The organism is Kribbella sp. NPDC004875, assembly GCF_042873375.1.
Classification (GTDB): domain Bacteria; phylum Actinomycetota; class Actinomycetes; order Propionibacteriales; family Kribbellaceae; genus Kribbella.
Map to the genome: position 1 here is coordinate 100,496 of NZ_JBIALI010000009.1, position 23,448 is coordinate 123,943.

Here is a 23,448-nt window from a genome sequence, read left to right on the forward strand (position 1 = left end):
GGAGAGGTCAGGATGAGTGGCAAAGTCGTAGCCATCACTGGAGCGAGCAGCGGTATCGGCGCGGCCACCGCGAGGGAACTCGCGCAGCGTGGAGCCGCCGTAGTACTCGGCGCTCGGCGTACCGATCGGCTTGAAGCGATCGTCGACCAGGTGCGTGCGGACGGTGGTCGCGCGGAGCTGCTGGAGGTCGACGTCACGAGGCGGGCGGACCTCGAGCAGCTGGTCGAGCTGGCCGTGGATCGCTTCGGTCGCCTCGACGTACTGGTGAGCAACGCCGGCGTCGCCCGGATCGCGCCGGTCGCGGATCTGGACGTCGACGACTGGGACGCGATGATCGACGTCAACCTGCGGGGCGTGCTGCACGGCATCGCCGCGGCGCTCCCGGTGTTCCGTCGGCAGGGGCGCGGTCATCTCGTCACGACGGTGTCGACGTCGGGTCTGAAGATCGTGCCGACGCAGGCCGTGTACGCCGGCACGAAGAACGCCGTACGGACATTGCTCGAAGCGCTGCGGCAGGAGTCGACGGACGGCGTACTGCGAACCACTTCGATCTCGCCTGGTTATGTGCGGACCGAGCTCGTGGATTACGTCGAGGATCCCGTCCAGCGTGCGCAGGCGCAGGAGGCGATGGCTGCGCTCGGCATCAGCCCTGACGCGGTCGCCCGGGCGATCGCGTTCGCCATCGAGCAACCGGACGACGTCGAGATCGGCGACATCACCATCCGCCCCACCCGCCAAGGCTGAGCCCTGTGGACAACTTCCGGCACTCACCAGCCGTTTCGGTCATCCTGTCCGGATGCTCCCAGCCGACTTCCCCTACTACTTCTGTGGTCTCCCGTTCCGCGCCCACCAGGTCCCCCGAAAACTCCGCTGGCTCCTTGCCCAGGGCGACATTCGCCCGGTCCTGAAAGGCGTGTACGTCGACGTCCGCGTGCCCGACACGCCTGAGCTGCGGGCGGCCGCGTTGCGTCTCGTCGTACCTCCCGAGGCAACGGTCTGCGGCCCTGCTGCCGCGTGGTTGCACGGTATCGACACGACCGCGCTGAGCGCGGAGCCGATTCAGGCGCTGTGGACGTTCCTCGAGCGACCGACCACGGAGGTGGACGGCTTGAAGGTGACCACGCGGGAGGCCACGGCAGTTGAGCTCGCCAAACATCTGCCGCGGCCGTTCGCGCTCTCGTCGATCGACGCGCTCCTCCACAAAGGCATGCGGATCGACGATCTCAGGACTGCATCAGCCGCGTACTTCGCAGCCGACAGCAACTCACAGGCAGCGCAGATCGTTCGTCTCGCCGACGGTCGCGCGGAGTCGCCCGGCGAATCGTGGCTCCGGCTGCGGCTCTTCGACGCCGGCTTCCCCCGCCCCGACCTCCAAGTACGCGTCGAAGGCGGCAACCGCGTCTACCGCCTGGACCTCGGTTACCCCGATCGCCCCATCGACGGGCGCTGTCTCGGCCTCGAATACGACAGCGACGCCTGGCATTCCTCGACGAAGCAACAGTTGAAGGACGAGACCCGCCGTACCGAACTGGAAGCCCTCGGCTGGCACATCATCTCGGTCCGCCGCACCGACCTCTGGGGCTCCTACCCGGCCCTGGAACTAGCCATCGGCTCCTTCCTGTGCCAACACCCCCGCCTCCCCCGCCGCTGGTGACCTATGTCCAGTTGGTTCGGATGGCCCACTGTTCGGCGTTGGTCATGAGGAGGTCGGTGGCGGGGGCTTTGATCTGGCCGTAGTCGGCCAGGTCGGGGACCGAGGTCGAGCCGATGTGATCGATGGCGAGGGCTCGATCGTCCAGTGCCGCGTGCAGTCGGTCGGCAAGGTCGGCGAACTCGGACGGCCATTCGGGGTTGTACTCGACGACTGCGACGGCGCGACCCATCTCATCCGGAAAGGGCATCCGGCCATGCTCCCAAAGCGGCGGGCGTGCCGCACTTGAGTTAGCCGGCAACCATGCGGTCGCGCTGCCAACGGCGGAGTACGGCGATCAGGATCGCCAGCTCGGCGATTGCCGCGAGTACGACGTACAGCCAGCGGCTCGTCCAGCTCTCGGTGACACCTGCCACTGCGATGCGCTTGGGGTCGTCAGGCGCGTAGCGGATCTGGACCGGCCGGCCCACCGCGGCGTCCTCGACGCGGAACTGCGTGGTGCGGGAGCTGAGCTGACGACCGTCCGGGAGCGTGTACGAGATCTCGATCCAGTTGGTCCCGTTGTTACCGCTCGGGGTGTCGACCTTCACGACCTGACCGCTCGTGGTCGGCGCATCGGCCGGTACGACGGCGTGCCATACCGCGGCCGCCACCAGCCCGGCCAGGACCACCGTCACGACAGCAAGCACGGCGAGCAGCAGGCGGAGATCGAGGGGTGGTCCAGTCCGGTTTACGGCCATGCGCACCATGATGAGGGCCCGGCGGGTCAGCACGCCCTGCTCCGCCGGGCCCTCGGGGTCATCGGGCGGCGGACGTCCGCACGCGCCGCGCGATGACCAGCAGGAGGGCGAGACCGGCGAACGCACCGGCTGCTGCCCCGACCGGGAGGATCGCCTCGTTGTACCAGGCCTTGGGCGTGGCGCCGGTCGGCACGGATTCGTTGTACCGGGCTTCGGCGACACCAGCAGCCGGTACGCCGTCGTTGTACCCGCCGGCCATGCCCTGCTCGTTGTACTGCGAGCCCGGCAGCTTGTCGGAGTACCGGTGCGAGACGAGCTCCTGATAGGCGCCGACGGAGATGGCCTTCGTCCCGATCGACTTGTCGGCGGAGGCGTTGAGCGGACGGACCTGCGTGGCGCTCAGCGCGTACCAGGCGCCGATCTGAGGTTCGGTGAACACGACGGCGCCGCGAGCGGCAGCAGCCATCCGGGCCTCGGTGTTGCCCGAGGCCACGTTCACGGCCTGCCACTCGCCGTGAACGTCCGGCGTGGTGAAGACGGTCAGGGCCTGACCACCTCTCGTCGCGGATGTCGCGGCGTACCAGAACGTTGCCACCGGCGCCGACTTGTCGCGGACGAAGGCGGGGTTGAGCGCGTAGATCGGGTGCGTGTCCTGCGCGACCGACGGTCCGGCCGCCGATTTCGCCGTACCACCGGCCTTGCCGAGCAGGCTCAGGGCGCCGGACGAGTGCGCGGCTGTCGTTGCCTTGGACAACTCGGCAGGCGCCACCGGCTGCGGACCCGCGGCACCGGCGGGACCGGCGGCGGCGAAGGCGAGACCGAGTCCGGCGGCGAGCACGGCGGCGCAGCGGAGCAGGATGTTCTTCGGGGGGCGCATGTCAGGCTCCGATCCGGTACAGGGAGTGGGTCCAGGTGAACTGCGAGTTGGACCGGTACCAGGTGTACGTCGAGTAGTTGTAGCGCTGGTCGTCCGGCCAGGGGTCGTAGTACTCGATCGTCGAGTCGGACGAGTCGTAGCCGATGATGTCCATCATGTGACCACCGCCGGAGGTCCAGCCGATCCGCGTCATCACCGGCCGGCCGGCGGCGATCTCGCTGACCAGCGTGCTGAAGCCGAGCGTTCCCGAGATGTAGCTGCCGGAGCTGATCCCGATCGTGCTGAACGCGCGCTGGTCGTTGGCGAGCGTGGCCTGGTTGTTCGGGCAGGTGGCGTTCGTGCTGTACCCGAACGCCATGTTGCAGAACTGGTTCTGCGAGTAGGAGCGGCCGTAGAAGGCGGCGATGCTGTTACCGCTCGCCGCCCAGCACCAGTTCGTCTTCTGCTGGGCCTGACCGGTGACGTTCAGGTAGTAGCTGGCCGGCGCGGCCGAGGCGACCGGCGCGAGCGGGATCAGGGTGGCCAGTCCGAGAATCGTGGCCAGGAGCAACGACCAGGAGCGGCTGAGGCGGAGCCTGCGCATGTGTCCTCCTTCGAGGGGGTGGGCGGAGTCCATCGTCGGGACGCCGCCGTTGCGCGGCAAGAAGCCGGATCCGAGCCGCCGGCGAGGTGTGAACGACCGATCGCCGTGAACAGCGGGTGACGAGGCGGTGTCAGACGGTGCTGTGAATGTTTACACTGCCCCAAAGGAGCGTGGGGCGATGGTCAAATCGGTCGAGGAATCGGTTCCGGCAGTGGCGCCGGAGGCTCCGTTCGCGGAGGCGCTCCGGCATGCGATCGCGCGCCGCGGGCTCGCGCTGAACCGGATCCGGACCCATCTCGCCGACCGTGGACTGCACGTCGGTGTCGCGACGCTCAGCACCTGGCAGAGCGGCCGGCGGGTTCCGCGGGAGGACTCGCTCGCGACCGTCACGGCGCTCGAAGAGCTGCTGCAGGTGCCGCCGGGCTGGCTCACCGTCCGGATCCCACCGGCGCGGAGCGAACCGAGTACGTCGCCACAGCCGTACGCCGTCGTCGACTACGCGGAGGCTTTGACCCGGTTGCTCGATCGGCTCCGCCGCGACGCCCATGGGAGGCTCCGCAACGTCACCGTGCTCGAAGAGATCCACATCGGCGCGGACCGGAGCGCACAGCGCCGACGGGTGATCCAGAGCGTGGTCGCCGTACAGCCGGTCGATCGGTTGATCATCGCTCACCAGGGCGAGCCGGGATGCGACGCGGAGCTGCTCACACTGCGCGCGCTGAGCGGCTGCCGGGCCGGCCGGGTGGCCCGCTCCCCCGAGGTCGGCGCGATGCTCGGCGAGTTGCTGCTCGACAGGGTGCTGGCGGTGGGTGAAACCGCCGTCGTGCGCTACGAGGTCGAGGACCTGTCGGGACTGCCGTCGACGGACTACCAACGGTTCAGCGAGTGGGGCGGGATGCACTACGTGCTCGAGGTACAGTTCGACCGGGCCGCGTTGCCGGTCCGCGTCAGCGAGTTCCGGCGCCGGCACACCGCCGGCCCCAACCTGGCGCACCGCGAGCTGATGCTCACCCCCGACAGCCGCGTCCACGTGATCGAGCCGTCCGCGGATCCCGGCACGGTCGGGATCGCCTGGGAGTGGGACTAGGCCGTGTCTGGCAATTCCGCGCCGTAGCGAGCAGGTGCTCGGCGCGGTGCCTCGGTGCGCGGGAGCGAAGGTCTCGATGCGGAGCATCGTGGCCTTTGCTCACGTGCAGCGAGGTACCGCGCAGTAGGCGGGGAATTGCCAGACACGGCCTAGGCCGTGAAGCCCGCGTGGACGTGGTCGTGGTGGGTGCGGTCGGAGAAGAACGCCGTACCGGAGAGTTGGTAAGGGCCGCCGACGTTGTACGAGCCGAGGGCTTCGGCGGCGCGCATGTAGGACGTGATCAGCGAGCGCGATGTGGACGGGGAGACGACCGGATGCCCGTTGATCTGCCAGGTGTCGAAGGCGCGGCCGCGCGGGTGGTCGCTCGGCCGGTTCGTGCCGAACACGTCGAGCGGATGGCCGGAGCGGATCACGCTGATGCCGATGCGGTAGGGCTTCGCCAACTCGAGCATCGCGGCCAGGACGCTGTCGTGGACCTGACCCGAGCGGATGTCGGCGGCCGAAGCGGGCGGTAGGGCGATGCGGTCGTTGCTCAGCACTTGCCGGGCCGACGCGGACAGTTGGCGGGTGGGGTGACCGGGTTGTGCCGGGTGGGTGGAGGTGACGCGCCACTTGCCGTTCGACTTGCTCAGGCGTACGTCGACGGTGGTGCCGCCGGTGACCACACGACCGTTGGAGATCGTGTACACGCGGCACGGGACCAGAACGCTGGCGGTATCGGTCAGAATGCCGCCGTACTGCGCGTCGATCACGTCGACGGCCGTCCGGCTGCCCCGCGGTGTCAGCAGGTCCACGACAGCGGCGACCGCCGCACGCTTCGCCCCGGGCTCGATCTCACTCGCGCCCGGCACCCACGGCTGCACCGCCGGAAGCACAACCGACGGCGTCGCCGACGAAGGCGCACTCGGCGACGGCGCCATGGAGGAAGGTGGCGTCGAGGAAGGTGGCGTCGAGGAAGGTGCTGCCGAGGACGGAGCGCTCGACGGCGTGGGACTCGGCGACGTAGCTCCCCCGGCCGTCGACCCGCTGCAGCCGGCCAGCGCACCTACCCCCGCGATCAGCAGCCCCCGACGTCCGAACCCACTCATACCCGCAGTCTGCCCGTCCACGGCAAACGAACGCTCAAGCACACAACCGGCAGTCGCGGTAATCCCCGACGAACAGACCATGCCGCCCGCACCGCTCGAACGCGCTCTCCGCAGGATGCTCGTCCCACATCCGCGCCACCTCGACCGCCTCTCCCGGCGGCGTGTACCCCCGCACCACTTCGCCGTACTGCCGCAGATGCGCCTCGGCGTACGGCGGGTCGTACGACAGCATCCCCCACCGGAATCCACTCGCCGCCAGCTCGATCACCCGCAGCAGGAACCCCCGCTCAGCGATGAACTCCGCCGACCACGGCAGCTCGTCGAGATCGAAGTCGTCGTTGCCCATCCCGATCCGCGAATTGCACAGCAGCAACGCGAAACTGCGTTCGAAGCCGGATCGCGCCAGCTCACACGCCGCCAACGCCAGCACGTCGAGGAACACGTCCGTCCCGCCGTTCGACAGGTACAGCCGGTCGCGATCGTCCCGACCGCGACCGAAGCTGCTACCCACTGTGTCCTACCGGGAGCTACTGCGTCACCCGGTAGACGTCGAACACGCCCTCGACCGACCGGACCGCCTTCAACACATGCCCGAGGTGCGTCGGATCGCCCATCTCGAAGGTGAACCGGGACTTCGCGATCCGGTCGCGCGTCGTGGTCAGCGCCGCGGACAGGATGTTCACGTGGTAATCCGACAGCACCCGGGTGATGTCCGAGAGCAGACGGGCCCGGTCCAGCGCCTCGACCTGGATGGCGACCAGGAAGACGGACTGGGCGGTCGGCGCCCACTCGACCTCGACGATGCGCTCCGGCTGGGTCTTCAGGTTCTCCACGTTGGCGCAGTCCGCCCGGTGCACCGAGACGCCGGCGCCGCGGGTGATCCAGCCGATGATCTCGTCACCGGGAACCGGCGTACAGCACCGGGCCAGCTTCGAGAGCACGTCGGTCGCGCCCTTGACGATGACGCCGGCGTCGCCGCGCGCGGTCCGCTTCCGGCGCTCGCGTGTCGCGGGCAGCCGCAGACCCTCGGCGAGATCCTCAGCCGCGCCTTCCTCACCGCCGTACGTCTCGATGAGACGCCGTACGACGGCTTGCGCGCTGACGTGACTCTCGCCGACCGCGGCGTACAGGCCGGTGACGTCCGGGTAGCGCAGCGAGTTGGCGACCGCGGTCAGGGTCTCGTGCGACAGCAGGCGCTGCAGCGGCAGGCCCTCCTTGCGGAGCTGCTTCGCGATCGCGTCCTTGCCGTGCTCGATCGCCTCGTCGCGGCGCTCCTTGGAGAACCAGTGCTTGATCTTGTTCCGCGCGCGCGGGCTCTTGACGAAGGTCAGCCAGTCCCGCGACGGACCGGCGCCCTGCGCCTTCGAGGTGAAGACCTCGACGACGTCACCGTTCTCGAGCGTGCTCTCCAGTGGCACCAGGCGACCGTTGACCCGGGCACCGATACAGCGATGCCCGACCTCGGTGTGGATCGCGTACGCGAAGTCGACCGGCGACGAACCGGTCGGCAACGACATCACGTCACCCCGCGGGGTGAAGACGTAGACCTCGGAGTTGTTGATCTCGAACCGCAGCGAGTCGAGGAACTCCGACGGGTCGGAGGTCTCCCGCTGCCAGTCGACCAACTGCCGGACCCACGGCATGTCATTGGGTCCGCCGATCTCGGAGCTCGGCGTGGCGGGCGCGGCGGTGGTCGGGTCTTCCTTGTACTTCCAGTGCGCGGCGATGCCGTACTCCGCGCGGCGGTGCATGGCGAACGACCGGATCTGCAGCTCGACCGGCTTGCCCTGCGGACCGATCACCGTGGTGTGCAGCGACTGGTACATGTTGAACTTCGGCATCGCGATGTAGTCCTTGAACCGGCCCGGGACCGGGTTCCAGCGCGCGTGCAGGATGCCGAGCGCCGCGTAGCAGTCGCGGACCGACTCGACCAGGACCCGGATGCCGACCAGGTCGTAGATGTCGCCGAACTCGCGGCCGCGGACGATCATCTTCTGGTAGATCGAGTAGTAGTGCTTCGGCCGGCCGGTGACCGTCGCCTTGATCTTCGAGGCGCGCAGGTCCTCGTGGACCTGGTCGATCACGGACGCCAGGTACTCGTCGCGGGACGGGGCGCGCTCGGCGACCAGCCGGACGATCTCGTCGTACACCTTCGGGTGCAGGGTCGAGAACGACAGGTCCTCGAGCTCCCACTTGATCGTGTTCATACCCAGCCGGTGCGCCAGCGGGGCGTAGATCTCCAGCGTCTCGCGGGCGATCCGCTCCTGCTTCTCCTGGCGCAGCGAACCGAGCGTGCGCATGTTGTGCAGCCGGTCGGACAGCTTGATCACCAGGACCCGGATGTCCTTCGACATCGCGACCACCATCTTGCGGATGGTCTCGGCCTGCGCGGACTCGCCGTACCGCACCTTGTCGAGCTTGGTGACGCCGTCGACGAGCATCGCGATCTCTTCGCCGAAGTCCTTGGTCAGCTCGTCCACCGTGTACGGCGTGTCCTCGACGGTGTCGTGGAGCAGCGCGGCACACAGCGTGGTCGCCGTCATACCAAGCTCGGCCAGGATGGTCGCGACCGCGAGCGGATGCGTGATGTACGCGTCGCCGCTCTTGCGCATCTGACCCGTGTGGTACCGCTCAGCGGTCCGGTAGGCGCGCTCGATCATCCCGAGGTCGGCCTTCGGGTGGGTCGCACGGACCACCCGGAACAGCGGCTCCAGCATCGGCGCCCGGTTCGGATGCCGGGTGCCGCCGAGGCGGGCGAGCCGGGCGCGGACCCGGGCCGGCGCGATCCGCGGCGGTTGGGTCGCGGGCGTCGGCGACACCGGAGCCGGCCGCACCGGTGACGGCGCGCGCGGAGGCTCCTGCGGTACGGCGTCCGGTACCGCAGATGTCATCGCCGGGTCTTCGCCCACGTTTGTGTCCCTCCGCCGCCAGAGCACCAGTCTAGAGGGCCGCGCCCAACGAGGCAGACCCCCCTGTGGACAACACGCCGGGTCACCCGAAGGTCACGGCCTGTACGACGATATTCGGCACCGCGACCGGGATCGGACTCAGACGGTCAGCAGCGAGGCTACGTCCTCGCCCTCGAGGCGCTTGCGCCCCGGCAGGAACGACAGCTCCAGCAGCACCGCCGTACCGGCGACCTCGGCCGCGCAGCGCCGGATCAGCCGCAGGCAGGCCTCGACAGTGCCGCCGGTCGCGAGTACGTCGTCGACGACCAGTACCCGGTCACCTGGCACGAACGCGTCCTGGTGCACCTCGATGGTCGCCTCGCCGTACTCCAGCGCGTACGACTCCTCGTACGTGGCTCCCGGCAGTTTGCCCTTCTTGCGCACCGGCACGAACCCGGCACCGAGCGCGAGCGCGACCGGGGCGGCGAGGATGAACCCGCGCGCCTCGATCCCGACCACCTTGTCGACCACCGGCTTGCCGTCGTCATCCGTCCCGAACGCCGCCAGCGCCTCCACCACCTGGGCGAAGCCGCCGTGGTCCGCCAGCAGCGGGGTGATGTCCTTGAACACCACCCCCGCTTGCGGGTAGTCCGGGATGTCGCGGATGCCGTCGGTGAGGACCTGCTCCAGCGACCGCATCACTTGCCGCGCTTCGACCGCGGCTTGCGTGTCGGCTGCGGACGCCCGGCAGCCGTCGCCTTCATCGGCCGGGACGACGGCGTCGGCGCCGAACCGGTCGCCCGGTCCGCCTTCCGCGGCCGATCCTGGACAGCGGAGTGCGACCCAGCCCCTGCTCCGGCGCCTGCCGTCGACGCGACCGGGACCGGAGCGGCCGCAGCGGCGGCGGCCTGGGCCTTCTTCGCCGCGACCCGCTTGCTCAGCGCCTGCATCCCAGGCTCACGCTCCTTGAAGGTCGCGAGCAGCGCCGGCGCGATGAAGATCGACGAGTACGCACCGACCGCGATACCGACGAACAGGGCCAGCGAGAGGTCCTTCAGCGGGCCGGTCCCGAGCACCACGGTGCCGACGACCAGGATCGCGCCGACCGGGAGCAGTGCGGTGATCGTGGTGTTGATCGACCGGACCACGGTCTGGTTGACAGCCAGGTTGGTCGCGTCCGAGTAGCTGTACCGGTTGGACCCGGTGATGCCCCGGGTGTTCTCCCGCACCTTGTCGAACACCACGACCGTGTCGTACAGCGAGTACCCGAGGATCGTCAGTACGCCGATCACGGTGGCGGGCGTGACGTCGAAACCGACGATCGCGTACACACCGACGGTGATCGTGACGTCGTGGATCAGCGCGATGATGGCGGCCATGGAGGCCTTGGCTTCTCGGAAGTAGAGCCAGATCACCGCGAACACCAGGACCAGGAAGACGATCAGCGCCAGAATCGCCTTGTCGGCGATCTGCCGGCCCCAGGAGGCGCCGATCTGCTGCGAGGTCACCTGCGTGGCCGGGACCCCGGCCTCCTTGGCGATCGCATCCCGGACCCGGCCGATGTCGGTCTGGTCGAGCGGCTTGGTCTGGACCCGGACCTTGTCGCTGTTGATCGTGGTGACGACCGGGTCGCCGAGACCCTTGGCGTTGGTCGCCTTCACCGCGTCGCCGAAGTCCTGGACCGTGCTGTCGGTGACCTTGACCTTCGCCTCGTACTCGACGCCGCCCTTGAACTCGATACCGAGCGCCAGGCCGCGGGCGAACAGGCCGATCAGCGAGACGACGACCAGGGCGAGCGAGAGGCTGAACCAGAACTTCTTGTGGCCGATGAAGTCGTAGGAGACCTCACCGCGGTGCAGCTTGGCACCGATCTGTCCGAGCTTCGACATCAGACCTGCCCTCCCAGCGGCTTGCGCGTCGACGGCGTCTTCCGCGGCCGGGCCGACGGTTTCGTCTGCCCGGGCAACCGTTCGACCCCCAGATGCTCCGGATCCAGGCCGGACAGCTTGTGGCCGTGGCCGAAGAAGTCGGTCCGCGCCAGCAGCGTGACCAGCGGCTTGGTGAACAGGAACACGACCACCAGGTCGATCAGCGTGGTCAGGCCGAGCGTGAACGCGAAGCCACGGACGCTGCCGATCGCCAGCACGTACAGCACGATCGCGGCGAGCAGCGAGATCGAGTCGGCCGCGATGATCGTGTGCTTCGCCCGCGCCCAGCCGGTCTCGACCGAGGACCGCAGACTGCGGCCCTCACGCACTTCGTCACGTAGTCGTTCGAAGTAGATGATGAACGAGTCCGCGGTGATACCGACCGCGACGATCAGACCCGCGATACCGGCCAGCGTCAGCGTGAAGCCGATCGCCTTGCCGAGCAGGATCACCAGCGTCCCGGTGAGCACACCGGCGGCCAGCAGCGACAGCACGACGACGATGCCGAGACCGCGGTAGTAGAGGAAGCAGAACACGACGACCAGGGCCAGACCGGCGACACCGGCCCAGATCCCGGCGGACAACTGGTCGCCACCGAGCTGCGGCGACACCGTCTCGACCGAGGAGATGTCGAACTTGACCGGCAGGGCGCCGTACTTCAGGACGTTCGCCAGGTCGCGGGCCTCGGCCTCGGTGAAGGTACCGGTGATCTGCGCCTGGCCACCCGGGATCGGGTTGTCGACGCTCGGGGTCGAGATGGTCTCGCCGTCGAGGACGATCGCGAACAGGTTGTTGCCCTGACCGCGCTGCGAGATCGCGGTGGTGGCCTTGAGGAACTTGTCGCCGCCCTCACCGGTGAACTTCAGGTTGACCTGCCACTGCAGGCCGTTCTGCGGGATGCCGGCCGAGGCGTCCGACAGGTCGGTGCCCTTCATGATCGCCGGGCCGAGCAGGTACTTGTACTGGCCGTTGCGGTCGCAGGAGAAGATCGGCTTGTTCGGGTCGTCGACCTGCTTGTCACCGCACTTGAACGCCGCGAACGCCGTCTGGGTGGCCGCGTCCGGCGTGTACTTCAGCGGGTCGGTGCTGGTGGTGGCCGGCGTCGACGGCGTCGCCGCCGGGGTGCTCGGCTTCGCGGTCGGCGTCGGGGTCGGCGTCGCGGCCTTCCCGAGCGCGCTGGTCCACGCCCGGCCCTTCGGCGTGTTCGACGGCGTCGGCTTGACGGTGGCGCTCGGCGTCACCTTCGTGCTCGGCGTCGGCGTCGTACCGGGCTTCGGTGTCGACGACGGGGCAGGCGTCGGCGTGGGAGCCGGCGCCGTCGCCTGGGCGTCGTACACGATCCGGAAGTACAGCAGCGCGGTCTGACCGACCTGCTGCACCAGGGATTCCTTCGTGGCACCCGGGACGGCCACGTTGATGTGGTTCGCCCCGGAGGTGGTGATGTCGGACTCGGCGACACCGGCACCGTTGACCCGCTGGCCGATGATGTTCTTCGCCTCGTTCAGCTGGTCGGCGGTGACCTTGCCGCTGCCGTCGATGGTGCTGGCGGTCAGCGTGATGGTGGTGCCACCCCGCAGGTCCAGCCCGAGCTTGGGCTTCCAGGTCTTGGTCAGCGCCATGATCCCGAACAGCAGGACCACGACCACCGCCAAGGCGATCAGGCTCCGCCCGGGGCGGGATGTCGAAGTCGTTGCCACGTCAGATTCAACCTTCGTACTTCTGGGCGCGCCGTACCGTCACTGCATCTTCACAGGGACACCGGACGCCGCGCCGCAGGCCGTTGGGACGGAAATCAGTTCTCGGTGTGCGTCGGCGGCAGCTTCGGCGCGTCCTGCACCTTGCCGTCGGCCTTGTTGTCCTCGGCCTTGCCCGCGTCCGGTACGTCGACCTTCGCGGTCTCGACCGCCTCGTCGGCGGTGGCTGCCTCGACCGGCTCGGTGGCGGTCTCGGTCTCGTCGGCAGCGTCCTCGTCCGGGATCACCCGGCCGATCGCGGCCTTCACGACCTGAACCAGCACGCCCTCGGAGATCTCCAGCGTCACGTAGTCGTCGTCGGTCTCCTCGACGATGCCGACCAGGCCGCTGGTCGTGACGACCTTCGTGCCCGGGGAGAGCGCTGCGACCGTGTCGGCCTGACGCTGGCGCTGCTTCTTCTGCGTGCGGCTCATGAACCAGATCATTCCGACGATCAGGATCAGCGGCAGCAGCAGCGTGATGCCACCGCCCCCGGAGGAGGCCATCGGTACGGCGAGGAGTTGCATCGGGTCTCAGAATCCTTCGTCGGGTCGGTTGTATTGCCTGCGCTGCGCGAACGCGCAGATCACAGCGGAATGACCTGGAGGTCAGGCCACCGGGGAGTCTAACCCTGAGCGGCAACAAGTGCCTCATGACACCGGGTCACGTTTGCGTCACTCACTACGCAGTGTCTACGTTCCGGCGCCCGCGGTGGTTCCCGGGTGACCGTTGTTCAGTTGGCCTTCGTCGTCAGTCGTCGTCTGCGTCGAAGAGCGTGTCCGCGAACGTCGCGCCCTTCGGGACTTTCAGCCCGATGTGCCGCCAGGCCGCGGGCGTGGCGACGCGACCACGCGGCGTACGGGCCAGATAGCCCGACCGGACCAGGAACGGTTCGGCCACTTCCTCCACAGTCTCACGTTCTTCGCCGACCGCAACCGCGAGCGTGGAAAGACCGACCGGTCCACCCCCGAACCGGCGGCACAGAGCGTCCAGGACCGAGCGGTCCAGCCGGTCCAGGCCCATCTTGTCCACTTCGTACAGATCCAGGGCCGCTTTGGACAGCGCGAGCGTGATGATGCCGTCGGCGCGGACCTCGGCGTAGTCGCGGACCCGGCGGAGCAGCCGGTTCGCGATCCGCGGTGTACCGCGGGACCGGGAGGCGATCTCGGTCGCGCCCTCCGGCGTGATGTCGACCTCGAGCAGCGCGGCGGAGCGGTTGACGATCTTCTCCAGCTCGGCCGACTCGTAGAACTCCAGATGACCGGTGAAACCGAAGCGGTCACGCAGCGGCCCCGGCAGCAGACCGGCACGGGTGGTCGCCCCGACCAGCGTGAACGGCGGGATCTCCAGCGGGATCGCGGTCGCGCCCGGCCCCTTGCCGACGATCACGTCGACGCGGAAGTCCTCCATCGCCATGTAGAGCAGCTCTTCCGCGGGCCGCGACATCCGGTGGATCTCGTCCAGGAACAGAACTTCGCCCTCGCTCAGCCCGGACAGGATCGCCGCCAGGTCGCCGGCGTGCTGGATCGCGGGCCCGCTGGTCACCCGCAGCGGTGCGGACATCTCGCTGGCGATGATCATCGCCAGCGTGGTCTTCCCCAGGCCGGGCGGGCCGGACAGCAACACGTGGTCGGGCGCTCGGTTCCGGCCGCGGGCCGCGTGCAGTACCAGCTCGAGCTGCTCGCTGACCCGACGCTGGCCGCCGAACTCGGCCAGCGTGCGCGGCCGGAGCGCCGACTCGATCTTGCGCTCCTCGAGATCCGCCACATCCGCGGAGACCAGCGGGCGCACGTTGTCTTCCATCGGCTAGGCCTTCGAGAGCACGCGCAGCGCGGCACGCAGCAGGTCGGGAACGGACGGGTTCGGGCTGTCGGCGGCGAGCGGCGACACCGCGGTGACGGCATCCTCGGCGTCCCGGGCCGACCAGCCCAGGCCGACCAGGCCGGCGTGCACCTGATCGCGCCACGCCTCCTGCGCCTGCAGCGGACGCCCGGTCACGCTCTTGGACGGCGCACCGATCTTGTCCTTCAGCTCCAGCACGATCCGCTGCGCGCCCTTCTTGCCGATCCCCGGAACCTTCACGAGTACGGCGAGATCCTCGGTCGCGACCGCCTGGCGCAACTGGTCGGGGCTGAGCACCGCGAGCGCGGCCTGGGCCAGCTTCGGGCCCACCCCGGACGCGGTCTGCAGCAGCTCGAACGTGGTCTTCGCGTCGTCGTCCGCGAACCCGTACAGCGTCAGCGAGTCCTCACGGACCACCATCGACGTGGAGATCCGGGCCTCTTGTCCCGGCCGCAATCCGGCCAGCGTGCCCGGGTCGCAGTACACCAGCAGGCCCACTCCCCCGACCTCGACAACGGCACTGTCCACTCCGATGGCCGCCACCGGGCCGCGCACAAAGGCGATCATCGCCAACCTCCAAGCCTGCTCACGTCGTGCTCACCACTTGCTCACCGCTTGCCCTGCTGGGCGGCCACCGCGGCCCGCAGTCGCGCCATCTGCAGCCGCGACTGCGCCTGCGCCGCCGCCTCGAGGTTGGCCCGGCTCGCCGCCGCCTCATGCAACTTGCTCGCCACTCCGCCACGCCAGACGTGGCAGATGGCCAGCGCCAGCGCGTCGGCGGCGTCCGCGGGGGTCGGACGCTCGCTCAGCCTGAGGATCCGGGTGACCATCGTGGTCACCTGCTCCTTGTCCGCCCGGCCGGAGCCGGTGACCGCGGCTTTCACCTCGCTCGGCGTGTGCAGCGCGACCGGCAGCCCGCGGCGCGCGGCGACCACCATCGCCACCCCGGACGCCTGCGCCGTCCCCATCACCGTCCGCACGTTGTGCTGCGCGAACACCCGCTCGACCGCGACGGCGTCCGGCCGGTGCCGCTCGATCCACTCGTCGAGCTCCGCCTCGATCCGGACCAGGCGCTTGGACACGTCCAGCTCGGCCGGCGTCCGGATCACCCCGACGGCGACCAGCGCCGGTGGCTTCCCCGGTGTCCCCTCGACGACGCCGAGGCCGCACCGGGTCAGTCCCGGGTCGACGCCGAGCACCCGCATGGACCACCTCCGAACGTTTGTTCGACAACCCTAGTCGGAGGCCCCGGACAGTCCGAAACCGACACGCCTCAGAAGTAGTCGAGCATGTACGGCGTGGCGCCGCCGAAGACCGCGTCCAGCGCCGAGTCGGCAGTTGCCGCTCCCCCGGCCGCCAGGCCGGCGCCCCGAAGGGCAGTCAGCGGCGTACCGGCGTACAGGGCGGCCAGACCCCGTGGGCCGAGGCGCAGGGCGTCGCTGGACGGTTCGGACGGGGTGAGCCGGCCGACCCCGTCCACGACCGAGAGGTGCCAGTCACCGGTGTTCGTGGGCAGCTCGGGATCGTCGATCCGCAGGTCGGCCTCGAGTACGACGCCCTCGGGGAACCCCCGGCCCGCGATCGCGGTCGGGGCGTCGACGAGCCGGAGCATCCAGCGGTTGATCCGGGCATCGCCCTCCGCCTCGTGCTCGGCCAGGAGGTGGATCGGGTCGAACGGCGGGCAGTACGCGTGCACGGTGCGCGCGATCGAGGCACCCGAGCCGACGGTCGCCCACAGGGCCCGAGCGGTCTCTTCGGAGCCGGCCACGAGCTCGTCCACCGCCAGGTTGCCGTCGGACCAGTTGTAGACCACGAAACCGTCGTCGGCGACGTACGCGAAATTGTCCTCGTCCTCGAGCCAGGACTCGATCTCGCTCGTCGGCCAGATCAGCGGACCGTTCGACCGGCGGGTCTCGTGCGACTTCCCGGCCAGCTGCAGGAACAGCTCGGCGTCGGCACGGCTCGCCTTGCGGACCGCCGTACCTTTGCCGCCCAGCGTGCGCAGATCGGCTGCCTGGAACGAGAACTTGTAGCGCCCGCCGGCGAACTCGTAGCCGAGGTGCCGGTAGAGAACAGTCGTCGCCGGATACAGCGCCGTCAGCGGGTAGCCCTTCTCGACACACCGCTGCAGGACGCCGCGCATCAACAGGCTGCCGACACCCTGACCGCGGTACTCCGGTGCGACCACGACCCCGGCCACTCCGCCCAGCGGCACCCGACGTCCGCCCCACCACTGCTCGAACGGCCAGATCCGCGCCGCCGCGACCAACTGGTCCCCGTCGACGACACCGAGATAGCGGCCGTCCGCGATGAACCGCAGCGCGGTCTTCCGCCACTCGTCGCGATCACCGCCCGGCCCGAACGACCGGATCCGAACCTCCCACACCGAGTCCAACTGCGCCTCGGCGACGTCCACCACCCGCAGATCAGTCACCCCGCGACCCTACGTCGTACGGCGGGCCTCGGGCGGACCTATTTCTTGCCGGTCTGTTGCTCGGTCACCCACAGGTGGATCGTTCCCTCGACGACCACCGTGCCGTCGTCACGCGTCGCCTTCACCCGTACCGGTACGTCGGGCCCCGCGGTCCAGGTGTCGGGGTCGGTCTCGGCCGAGCAGGTCAGGTCCGACGTCGACTTGGCGAGGTACGCGACCTCCATGCCCTTCGGCAGCCACCGCTTGCCCGCCGGAACCGTCGCCTCGGCCAGCGCACCCATCGCGGCCTCCAACCCGTTGCACACGGCAATCGCGTGCACGGTCCCGATGTGGTTCAGCACCGCCCGCCGCTTCGGCAGTGTCAGCGCCGCGTAGTTCGGGCTGACCTGCACGAACCGCGGCCGCACCGAACGGAAGTACGGCGCCTTCCAGGTGAAGCCCCAGGAGAACACCCGCTCCCCGCCGGGCACCGCACGCAACCGCTCCCACAACCCCAGCACCTGGCTCGCCATACCCGAATGTTACCCATGAGTCACATCGCCGTGAAGAGCCCCCCGCGGGATAGCCTGCCTGCCTGCCTGCCTGCCTCGAACCGCGCCACCGGAGGAGTCGATGCCCGCATGATCCCCACCCAGGACGACGTACTCGGGTACTTCGACACGCTGTCGAACTGGGGACGGTGGGGCGACGACGACGAGCTCGGCACGCTGAACCACGTCACCGACGAGGTGCGGCTGGCGGCGGCGCGGGCCGTTCGTCACGGCCGGAGTGTGTCGTGCGCGTGGGATGTCGCCGTACCGGAGGAGATGGAGCGGTCGACGAACGTGTGCCCGTGCGCCGCGGACATGCCGGGCGCCGAGAACATGCCGGCGGCGTTCCACGCGGACCGGCGGTGGGGTTTCTCGAACGAGCGGCTCGGCCTGCTGTTCCACGGCAACACGATCACCCACCTCGATTCGCCGTGCCACATCTTCTGGGACGGCAAGACGTACAACGGACGGTCGCACTCGTTGGTCGACGCCGCCACCGGATCGGCATGGGCAGCCGTCACCGCAGCGTCGAACGGCATCGTCACCCGGGGTGTCCTGCTGGACGTCGCGAAGGTCCGTGACGTGCCGTGGCTCGAACCCGGGCACGGCGTGTTCCCTGAGGACCTCGAGGAGGCCGAGCGTCGCCAGGGCGTGCAGGTGCGCCCCGGCGACGCGGTTCTGCTGCGGACCGGCGGCGGCCGCGCCCGGCACGAAGGCGGTACGGCCGGTGGCCTCACGCAGGCCGGCTGGCACGCGTCCTGCCTGCCGTGGCTGCAGGAGCGAGAGGTCGCGCTGATCGGCGCCGACACCCCTCAGGACGTCCAGCCGTCGGGGTACGACGCCGTGCTGATGCCGGTGCACGCCGTGAGTCTCGTCGCGATGGGTCTGTGGTTGCTCGACAACTGCGACCTGGAGGAATGCGCGGCGACGGCCGCCGAACTCGGCCAGTGGGACTTCCAGCTCGCGGTCGCGCCGGTCCGCTTCGAGGGCACCTCCGGCAGCCCGGTGAACCCGATCGCCACCTTCTGACGGTTTCTGACGGCACGGGCAATTTAGACGATTCAACCCGGGCTCGTTAGACTGCCGGGGACCGAAACTGCTGCTGGACGGGGGACGATGGCGACGCCCAGCATCAAGGAGGTCGCGCAGCGCGCCGGGGTCTCGGTCGGGACGGTCAGCAACTTCCTCAACCGGCCGGGGATCGTCGCGCCGGCGACCCGGAAACGCGTTCAGGACAGCATCGACGCGCTCGGCTTCGTGCGCAACGAAGCGGCGCGGCACCTCCGCGCCGGTCGCAGCCGGACCGTCGGCCTCGTCGTCCTCGACGTCGCCAACCCGTTCTTCACCGCGCTCGCGGAAGGCGCCGAGGCACTCGCCTCCGAGCACGACACGGTCGTGATGCTCTGCAACAGCAAGACCGACCCGGTCCGCGAAGGCCATCACCTCGACCAACTCGAGCAACAACGCGTCCTCGGCATCCTGATCACCCCCTTCGACAGCAACGATCCACGCCTGACGGCCCTGGTCGACCGCGGTACGCCGGTCGTCCTCGTCGACCGTACGGCGGACCGCGGGCTGTGCTCGGTGTCGGTCGACGACCAGCTCGGCGGACGGCTCGCGGGCACCCACCTGATCGAGTCCGGCCATCGCCGGATCGCCTTCGTCGGTGGGCCGTTCACGATGCAGCAGGTGAAGGACCGCAAGGCCGGGATCACCGCGGTCGCGGCCGCGGCGGCCGGCGTCGACCTCCAGCACCACGAGGTCGACGTGATGGGTGTCGTCGAGGGTCGCGCGATCGGCGAACGCATCGCCGCACTGCCGGTCCGGTCGCGCCCGACCGCGGCATTCCTCGCGAACGACCTGCTCGCGCTGGGCTTCCTCCAGGCGATGGCGGTCGCCGGGCTCCGCCTCCCGCAGGACATGGCGATCGTCGGGTACGACGACATCGACTTCGCGCGCGCAGCCGCCGTACCGCTGTCGTCGGTCCGGCAGCCGGCCGATCTGCTCGGACGGTCGGCGATGGAGTTGCTGCAGGAGGAGGTCGAGTCGGCCGAACACCACCGGCATCGTCAGGTGATCTTCCAGCCGGACCTGATCGTCCGCGAGTCCAGCGACTTCACCCGCCGCCGCTGATGGCGACGCTGTACGAGAACGCGCTCGCGACGCCCGCGGATCTGGACGGGTTCAGGGCCGAGGGCGACGCCGCAACCTCTTTCCCGCAAGGGCGTCTGCGCCTCGAGAGCCGCCGTCCGGCCGACGACGGACAGGACGCGAATGTCGTCCTCTGGTGCCCGGAGGACTTCCCGGCCGACCTCACCGTCGAGTGGGACTTCTGGCCGATCCGTGAACCCGGGCTCTGCATCCTGTTCTTCCACGCTCGCGGCCGTCGCGGCGAGGACCTCTTCGAACTCCAGCCGCGCACGGGTCCGTACGAGCAGTACCATCACGGTGACCTCGACACGTACCACGTCTCGTACTTCCGCCGCCGCTGGCCGGCCGAGCGCGCGTTCCACACCTGCAACCTCCGCAAGAGCTACGGCTTCCATCTGGTTGCCCAGGGCGCCGACCCCATCCCCGACGTCGCGGACGCCGACGGCCCGTACCACCTCCGGCTTTCCGTCCAGCACGGCGAGGTGACCTTCGCCATCAACGACCTGGTCACCTTCACCTGGCGCGACCCCGACCCCCTGCCCGGCGGCAAACTCGGCTTCCGCCAAATGGCACCCCTGATCGGCGACTACGCCAACCTCCGCGTCACCACCCCCTAGTGCCACGTCAAGAAACCTTCAGGTTGTCGGCCCCTTGCCGCCCCTGCCAACGATGACCCCAGCCGCCTCTGCACGCGCCGCCGCGGCGCCGTGGCCCCGTGGCGCCGTGGCCCCGTGGCCCCGTGGCCCCGTGGCGCCGAGGCGCCGTGGCCCCGTGGCGCCGAGGCGCCGAGGCGCCGTGGCGCCGAGGCGCCGTTTGGGTGGTTCACCTCAGAAATGGTCCGTTCCCACGCGGCATACCAACTGCTCAGGGACAACATCAGGGGTGAACCGCCCGAATGCCCGGCAGGGGCGCCCGGCAGGGGCGCCCGGCAGGGGTGCCTGGCCGGGGTGCCTGGCCGGGGCGCCTGACCGGGGCGCCTGACCGGGGCGCCTGGCCGGGGTCGGATAACCGGGGAACGCGCTGAGCTGATGGACGACCTCAACGTTTCTTGTCACCGCACTAGCTCCTCCCAGCACTTCCCGCATTGCCCGCGAACTCGCGCCTCCCACGAGGTCACGCGTCAGCAACCGCCAACCACTGGGGGCTGGCACAAGAACTGGTGACTGAACACCTGAAATTGCTTGTTGCCAGTCCCCATCCCGTGTCATCCGACCCACCCAACCGCCTCACCTCACAGCGCACCACACTCCGCGGCCACCCCGTCCACACAAGAGCGGATAACCCCGCATGTTGGGGGTTCTCCCCTTCCACACCGTCAGAGAACCCCCAACTCCAGGGGATAGCCCCTCAACCGCCCGCACGCCAAACCAGCGCGAACCGACTAGCCCCGGAGCCGCCGAGCACCCGGTACGCCGTACCCGTCACCTCACCACGCCGTACCCCGCACCCGTCACCCCACCACGCGGCACCCCGCGCCCCTGAACGCACCGACCGGTACGCGGTGGATCGCGAGGTGCGGCGGGCGCACGGCGCGTCGCGAGGTGGGTGCGCCGCGGGCTTGGTCCTGGTGCTAGTCGCGGCTCCCGCTCTCGCCGCGGCCGCGTGCCGGCGCTTGTGCCGTGCGGCCGAATGCTCGGGTGACCGCTCCCTGACAAACGCTTTCCGAAGTGTTGACATTGAGACGATTCAACCTTACGGTCACATCACTTTTCCGCCGAAAGGAGGCGGGTTCCGATGGGGACCGACGGATGGGCGATCAAGCTGTACGGCGCGGCCGACGAGGTCGTCTGGGTGATCAAGCTGAATGCGTTGTGGGCACTGTGCACGCTGCTCGGCGGCGTCGCGTTCGGTATCGGGCCGGCCACGCTGGCCGCCTATTCACTGGCCAGACGCAGATCCCTCGGTGAATCGTTTCATGCATTGCCCGCCTTCCGGGCCGCGGTCCGCCGCGAGTTCCGCCGCGGCACGCTCGTGGTGCTGCCGTTGGCGGTGATCGCCGTCGTCCTCGCCGGCAACTACCTGTACTTCGCGGCGCTCGGTGCCGCACTCCCCCGGCTGGCCAGTCTCGGAGCGCTCGTGGTGCTCGGGCTGATCGCCGGGTACGCGTTCCCGATGGCCGTGCACTACGACCTCGGTGTCCGCGCATTGTTGCCCAAGGCATCGTTGGTCGCGCTCGCGCGGCCGGCGTCGTCCCTGGTCCTGCTGTTCGTCGCGCTGTCCATCGCCTATGCGTCGGTCAAGTTCCCGGTGCTCGGGATCGTCCTGGCCGGCGGCGCGTGGATCCAGCTCGACACCTGGCTCTGCCTGCGCTTCTTCGCCGAGAACGAAGCGCGTCTGCACCCCAGCGGTAACTGAAAGGGAACTCATGACCATCTTCTCCCGACGGCGTACGGCCGTCACCGCCGCGCTGACGACGGCGTTGCTCGCGGCCTCCGCCTGTTCCGGAGGTGGCGACACCAAGAGCAGCGAGGCGACCAACGAACTCACGGTGATGGCGCCGCTGTTCGGCACCGCACCGGCCGCGAACGGTGAGCTGCAGCAGGCGGTCGAGAAACTGATCGGCAAGAAACTCCAGATCACCTGGGTGCCGAACGCGGAATACGGCGACAAGTCGAACGTCACGCTCGCCTCGGACAAGATCCCGGACGTGATGGTGGCGAACGAGAAGAGCCCGTCGTTCGTCAAGGCGGCCGAGGCCGGCGCGTTCTGGGACCTGACCGGCAAGCTCGACAAGTACCCGAACCTGAAGCCGGCCAACGAGCAGACCGCGAAGAACACGCAGACCAACGGCAAGACGTACGGGATCTACCGGGTCCGGCCGCTGCTGCGCTCCGGGATCGTGATCCGCAAGGACTGGCTGGCCAAGCTCGGCCTGAAGGAACCGCAGACCGTCGAGGACCTGTACACGATCGCCAAGGCGTTCACCGAGAAGGACCCGGACGGCAACGGCAAGAAGGACACCTACGGCCTGATCATCCCGAAGTGGCCCGGCGGCTACGCGAGCGCCAGCCCGTACGACGTGATCGAGACCTGGTTCGGCGCCCCGAACGGCTGGGGCGAACGCGACGGCAAGCTGGTCCCGGGCTTCGACACCCCGGAGTTCCTGAAGGCCAACGAGTGGCTGCGCGGCTGGGTCAGGGAAGGCCTGGTGAACCCGGACTTCGCCACCCTGGACAGCGCGAACTGGAACGACCCGTTCGTGCAGGGCAAGGGCGGCATGATCATCGACGTCAACGTCCGCGCCACCCAGCTCCTCGACCTGTTCAAGGAGAAGAACCCGAAGGACTTCGACAAGGTCACCCTGGTCGGCAACCTGTTGGGCCCGGACGGCGCGAAGCACTCGTACCCGTTCACCGGCTACAACATGGTGATCGCGATCTCCAAGCAGCACATCCGCACCGAGGAACAGCTCGACCAGGTGCTGCAGACGCTGGACAAGCTGGAGTCGAAGGAGGGCTCGATCCTGCTCACGAACGGGATCGAGGGCCGCAACTTCAAGGCCGACGGGCAGTACGCCGTACCCGTCAACCAGGACGACCCGAAGGTCAAGGCGATCCAGAACGACGTCGACAAGGCGTTCATCCAGCTCGGAACCCGGGCGTCGGTCGGGCTCGGCGCGTACGCGCTGCGGCCGAGTGACGAAGCCAGCCGGAAGATGCGGGAGAAGTTCGACGTCCTGATGAACGAGGACCTGAAGACCGCGGTGTTCAACCCGGCGCTGAGCATCATCGCGCCGACGTCGGTGTCGAAGGGCCAGACGCTCGACACGATCATCCCGGACGCCCGGATCAAGTACCTGTCCGGCGCGATCACCGAGGACCAGCTGAAGGCCCAGATCAAGCGCTGGTACGACGGTGGCGGGACCCAGATCGCCAAGGAGGTCAACGACCTCTCCGCCAAGGCCGGCGGCTGATCC

24 protein-coding genes are annotated in these 23,448 nt (G+C 69.1%); 8 read left to right on the forward strand and 16 right to left on the reverse strand.

The window, feature by feature from the left end:
• The first annotated feature begins 12 nt into the window (after positions 1–12).
• Positions 13–744, forward strand: coding sequence for an SDR family oxidoreductase (locus ACFYRH_RS38390; RefSeq protein ID WP_387785296.1), 732 nt, complete (start codon positions 13–15; stop codon positions 742–744).
• A 52-nt stretch (positions 745–796) separates the two neighbouring features.
• Positions 797–1,654: a hypothetical protein gene (locus ACFYRH_RS38395; RefSeq protein WP_387785298.1), complete on the forward strand. Its 858-nt coding sequence runs from the start codon at positions 797–799 to the stop codon at positions 1,652–1,654.
• A 1-nt stretch (position 1,655) separates the two neighbouring features.
• Here the strand turns inward: ACFYRH_RS38395 and ACFYRH_RS38400 are convergent, their stop codons facing one another.
• Genes ACFYRH_RS38400 through ACFYRH_RS38415 form a run of 4 tightly spaced genes read right to left on the reverse strand, consistent with a single transcriptional unit; the run spans position 1,656 to position 3,851 of the window.
• The gene (locus ACFYRH_RS38400; protein WP_387785301.1) at positions 1,656–1,901 is read right to left on the reverse strand and encodes a GrpB family protein; all 246 of its coding nucleotides are present in this window, start codon (positions 1,899–1,901) and stop codon (positions 1,656–1,658) included.
• Positions 1,902–1,941: 40 nt separating this feature from the next.
• Positions 1,942–2,391, reverse strand: a complete 450-nt coding sequence (locus ACFYRH_RS38405) for a DUF3592 domain-containing protein (protein WP_387785304.1) — start codon at positions 2,389–2,391, stop codon at positions 1,942–1,944.
• A 58-nt stretch (positions 2,392–2,449) separates the two neighbouring features.
• Positions 2,450–3,268 (reverse strand): hypothetical protein, encoded by an 819-nt coding sequence (locus tag ACFYRH_RS38410; RefSeq protein ID WP_387785305.1) that lies wholly within the window; start codon positions 3,266–3,268, stop codon positions 2,450–2,452.
• A gap of 1 nt (position 3,269) precedes the next feature.
• Entirely contained in the window at positions 3,270–3,851 is a 582-nt protein-coding gene (locus ACFYRH_RS38415; protein ID WP_387785308.1) for a papain-like cysteine protease family protein, read from the reverse strand.
• A gap of 178 nt (positions 3,852–4,029) precedes the next feature.
• On the opposite strand from ACFYRH_RS38415, the gene ACFYRH_RS38420 reads away from it, so the two are divergent.
• Positions 4,030–4,938: a hypothetical protein gene (locus tag ACFYRH_RS38420; RefSeq protein ID WP_387785312.1), complete on the forward strand. Its 909-nt coding sequence runs from the start codon at positions 4,030–4,032 to the stop codon at positions 4,936–4,938.
• A gap of 149 nt (positions 4,939–5,087) precedes the next feature.
• On the opposite strand, the gene ACFYRH_RS38425 is transcribed toward ACFYRH_RS38420, so the two are convergent.
• From ACFYRH_RS38425 to ACFYRH_RS38480, 12 genes are all read right to left on the reverse strand, one after another.
• Complete coding sequence (locus ACFYRH_RS38425; protein ID WP_387785314.1) at positions 5,088–5,801, reverse strand: hypothetical protein; 714 nt, start codon at positions 5,799–5,801, stop codon at positions 5,088–5,090.
• Between the two features lie 259 nt (positions 5,802–6,060).
• Positions 6,061–6,537: a hypothetical protein gene (locus tag ACFYRH_RS38430; protein WP_387785316.1), complete on the reverse strand. Its 477-nt coding sequence runs from the start codon at positions 6,535–6,537 to the stop codon at positions 6,061–6,063.
• Between the two features lie 16 nt (positions 6,538–6,553).
• Positions 6,554–8,917: a RelA/SpoT family protein gene (locus ACFYRH_RS38435; protein WP_387785319.1), complete on the reverse strand. Its 2,364-nt coding sequence runs from the start codon at positions 8,915–8,917 to the stop codon at positions 6,554–6,556.
• A 156-nt stretch (positions 8,918–9,073) separates the two neighbouring features.
• Positions 9,074–9,613, reverse strand: coding sequence for an adenine phosphoribosyltransferase (locus ACFYRH_RS38440; RefSeq protein ID WP_387785557.1), 540 nt, complete (start codon positions 9,611–9,613; stop codon positions 9,074–9,076).
• Positions 9,613–10,803 carry a protein translocase subunit SecF gene (gene secF / locus ACFYRH_RS38445; RefSeq protein ID WP_387785320.1) on the reverse strand — a complete coding sequence of 397 codons (1,191 nt, stop codon included), beginning with the start codon at positions 10,801–10,803 and terminating at the stop codon, positions 9,613–9,615. Before secF ends, ACFYRH_RS38440 begins: the two co-directional genes overlap by 1 nt.
• Positions 10,803–12,539, reverse strand: a complete 1,737-nt coding sequence (gene secD, locus ACFYRH_RS38450) for a protein translocase subunit SecD (RefSeq protein ID WP_387785323.1) — start codon at positions 12,537–12,539, stop codon at positions 10,803–10,805. The genes secF and secD overlap by 1 nt, the downstream gene beginning before the upstream one ends.
• A gap of 95 nt (positions 12,540–12,634) precedes the next feature.
• Positions 12,635–13,102 carry a preprotein translocase subunit YajC gene (gene yajC / locus ACFYRH_RS38455; RefSeq protein WP_387785325.1) on the reverse strand — a complete coding sequence of 156 codons (468 nt, stop codon included), beginning with the start codon at positions 13,100–13,102 and terminating at the stop codon, positions 12,635–12,637.
• 223 nt (positions 13,103–13,325) lie between these two features.
• On the reverse strand, positions 13,326–14,378 hold the full coding sequence (gene ruvB, locus ACFYRH_RS38460; protein ID WP_387785327.1) for a Holliday junction branch migration DNA helicase RuvB: 1,053 nt from the start codon (positions 14,376–14,378) through the stop codon (positions 13,326–13,328).
• A 3-nt stretch (positions 14,379–14,381) separates the two neighbouring features.
• The gene (ruvA, locus tag ACFYRH_RS38465) at positions 14,382–14,984 is read right to left on the reverse strand and encodes a Holliday junction branch migration protein RuvA (RefSeq protein WP_387785329.1); all 603 of its coding nucleotides are present in this window, start codon (positions 14,982–14,984) and stop codon (positions 14,382–14,384) included.
• A gap of 41 nt (positions 14,985–15,025) precedes the next feature.
• Entirely contained in the window at positions 15,026–15,622 is a 597-nt protein-coding gene (ruvC, locus tag ACFYRH_RS38470; RefSeq protein WP_387785330.1) for a crossover junction endodeoxyribonuclease RuvC, read from the reverse strand.
• Between the two features lie 68 nt (positions 15,623–15,690).
• Positions 15,691–16,851, reverse strand: coding sequence for an enhanced intracellular survival protein Eis (gene eis / locus ACFYRH_RS38475; protein WP_387785332.1), 1,161 nt, complete (start codon positions 16,849–16,851; stop codon positions 15,691–15,693).
• Between the two features lie 38 nt (positions 16,852–16,889).
• On the reverse strand, positions 16,890–17,363 hold the full coding sequence (locus ACFYRH_RS38480) for a hotdog fold domain-containing protein (RefSeq protein WP_387785334.1): 474 nt from the start codon (positions 17,361–17,363) through the stop codon (positions 16,890–16,892).
• A 108-nt stretch (positions 17,364–17,471) separates the two neighbouring features.
• Here ACFYRH_RS38480 and ACFYRH_RS38485 point away from each other — a divergent pair, with 108 nt between their 5' ends.
• The 5 genes from ACFYRH_RS38485 to ACFYRH_RS38505 all read left to right on the forward strand — a co-directional run bounded on the left by ACFYRH_RS38485 (position 17,472) and on the right by ACFYRH_RS38505 (position 23,445).
• The gene (locus tag ACFYRH_RS38485) at positions 17,472–18,410 is read left to right on the forward strand and encodes a cyclase family protein (protein WP_387785336.1); all 939 of its coding nucleotides are present in this window, start codon (positions 17,472–17,474) and stop codon (positions 18,408–18,410) included.
• A gap of 87 nt (positions 18,411–18,497) precedes the next feature.
• On the forward strand, positions 18,498–19,514 hold the full coding sequence (locus ACFYRH_RS38490; RefSeq protein ID WP_387785339.1) for a LacI family DNA-binding transcriptional regulator: 1,017 nt from the start codon (positions 18,498–18,500) through the stop codon (positions 19,512–19,514).
• Positions 19,514–20,149, forward strand: coding sequence for a DUF1961 family protein (locus ACFYRH_RS38495; protein WP_387785342.1), 636 nt, complete (start codon positions 19,514–19,516; stop codon positions 20,147–20,149). The genes ACFYRH_RS38490 and ACFYRH_RS38495 overlap by 1 nt, the downstream gene beginning before the upstream one ends.
• A gap of 1,117 nt (positions 20,150–21,266) precedes the next feature.
• Positions 21,267–21,887 (forward strand): YesL family protein, encoded by a 621-nt coding sequence (locus tag ACFYRH_RS38500; RefSeq protein ID WP_387785345.1) that lies wholly within the window; start codon positions 21,267–21,269, stop codon positions 21,885–21,887.
• Between the two features lie 10 nt (positions 21,888–21,897).
• The gene (locus ACFYRH_RS38505) at positions 21,898–23,445 is read left to right on the forward strand and encodes an extracellular solute-binding protein (RefSeq protein ID WP_387785348.1); all 1,548 of its coding nucleotides are present in this window, start codon (positions 21,898–21,900) and stop codon (positions 23,443–23,445) included.
• Positions 23,446–23,448: the final 3 nt, after the last annotated feature.

Excerpts from the sequence above, each read along its gene's own strand:
- ACFYRH_RS38390 (WP_387785296.1), top strand. The coding sequence starts at position 13 with ATGAGTGGCAAAGTCGTAGCCATCACTGGAGCGAGCAGCGGTATCGGC.
- ACFYRH_RS38395 (WP_387785298.1), top strand. The coding sequence starts at position 797 with ATGCTCCCAGCCGACTTCCCCTACTACTTCTGTGGTCTCCCGTTCCGC.
- ACFYRH_RS38400 (WP_387785301.1), bottom strand. The coding sequence starts at position 1,901 with ATGCCCTTTCCGGATGAGATGGGTCGCGCCGTCGCAGTCGTCGAGTAC.
- ACFYRH_RS38405 (WP_387785304.1), bottom strand. The coding sequence starts at position 2,391 with ATGGCCGTAAACCGGACTGGACCACCCCTCGATCTCCGCCTGCTGCTC.
- ACFYRH_RS38410 (WP_387785305.1), bottom strand. The coding sequence starts at position 3,268 with ATGCGCCCCCCGAAGAACATCCTGCTCCGCTGCGCCGCCGTGCTCGCC.
- ACFYRH_RS38415 (WP_387785308.1), bottom strand. The coding sequence starts at position 3,851 with ATGCGCAGGCTCCGCCTCAGCCGCTCCTGGTCGTTGCTCCTGGCCACG.
- ACFYRH_RS38420 (WP_387785312.1), top strand. The coding sequence starts at position 4,030 with ATGGTCAAATCGGTCGAGGAATCGGTTCCGGCAGTGGCGCCGGAGGCT.
- ACFYRH_RS38435 (WP_387785319.1), bottom strand. The coding sequence starts at position 8,917 with ATGACATCTGCGGTACCGGACGCCGTACCGCAGGAGCCTCCGCGCGCG.
- ACFYRH_RS38440 (WP_387785557.1), bottom strand. The coding sequence starts at position 9,613 with ATGCGGTCGCTGGAGCAGGTCCTCACCGACGGCATCCGCGACATCCCG.
- secF (WP_387785320.1), bottom strand. The coding sequence starts at position 10,803 with ATGTCGAAGCTCGGACAGATCGGTGCCAAGCTGCACCGCGGTGAGGTC.
- yajC (WP_387785325.1), bottom strand. The coding sequence starts at position 13,102 with ATGCAACTCCTCGCCGTACCGATGGCCTCCTCCGGGGGCGGTGGCATC.
- ruvB (WP_387785327.1), bottom strand. The coding sequence starts at position 14,378 with ATGGAAGACAACGTGCGCCCGCTGGTCTCCGCGGATGTGGCGGATCTC.
- ruvA (WP_387785329.1), bottom strand. The coding sequence starts at position 14,984 with ATGATCGCCTTTGTGCGCGGCCCGGTGGCGGCCATCGGAGTGGACAGT.
- ruvC (WP_387785330.1), bottom strand. The coding sequence starts at position 15,622 with ATGCGGGTGCTCGGCGTCGACCCGGGACTGACCCGGTGCGGCCTCGGC.
- ACFYRH_RS38480 (WP_387785334.1), bottom strand. The coding sequence starts at position 17,363 with ATGGCGAGCCAGGTGCTGGGGTTGTGGGAGCGGTTGCGTGCGGTGCCC.
- ACFYRH_RS38485 (WP_387785336.1), top strand. The coding sequence starts at position 17,472 with ATGATCCCCACCCAGGACGACGTACTCGGGTACTTCGACACGCTGTCG.
- ACFYRH_RS38490 (WP_387785339.1), top strand. The coding sequence starts at position 18,498 with ATGGCGACGCCCAGCATCAAGGAGGTCGCGCAGCGCGCCGGGGTCTCG.
- ACFYRH_RS38495 (WP_387785342.1), top strand. The coding sequence starts at position 19,514 with ATGGCGACGCTGTACGAGAACGCGCTCGCGACGCCCGCGGATCTGGAC.
- ACFYRH_RS38500 (WP_387785345.1), top strand. The coding sequence starts at position 21,267 with ATGGGGACCGACGGATGGGCGATCAAGCTGTACGGCGCGGCCGACGAG.
- ACFYRH_RS38505 (WP_387785348.1), top strand. The coding sequence starts at position 21,898 with ATGACCATCTTCTCCCGACGGCGTACGGCCGTCACCGCCGCGCTGACG.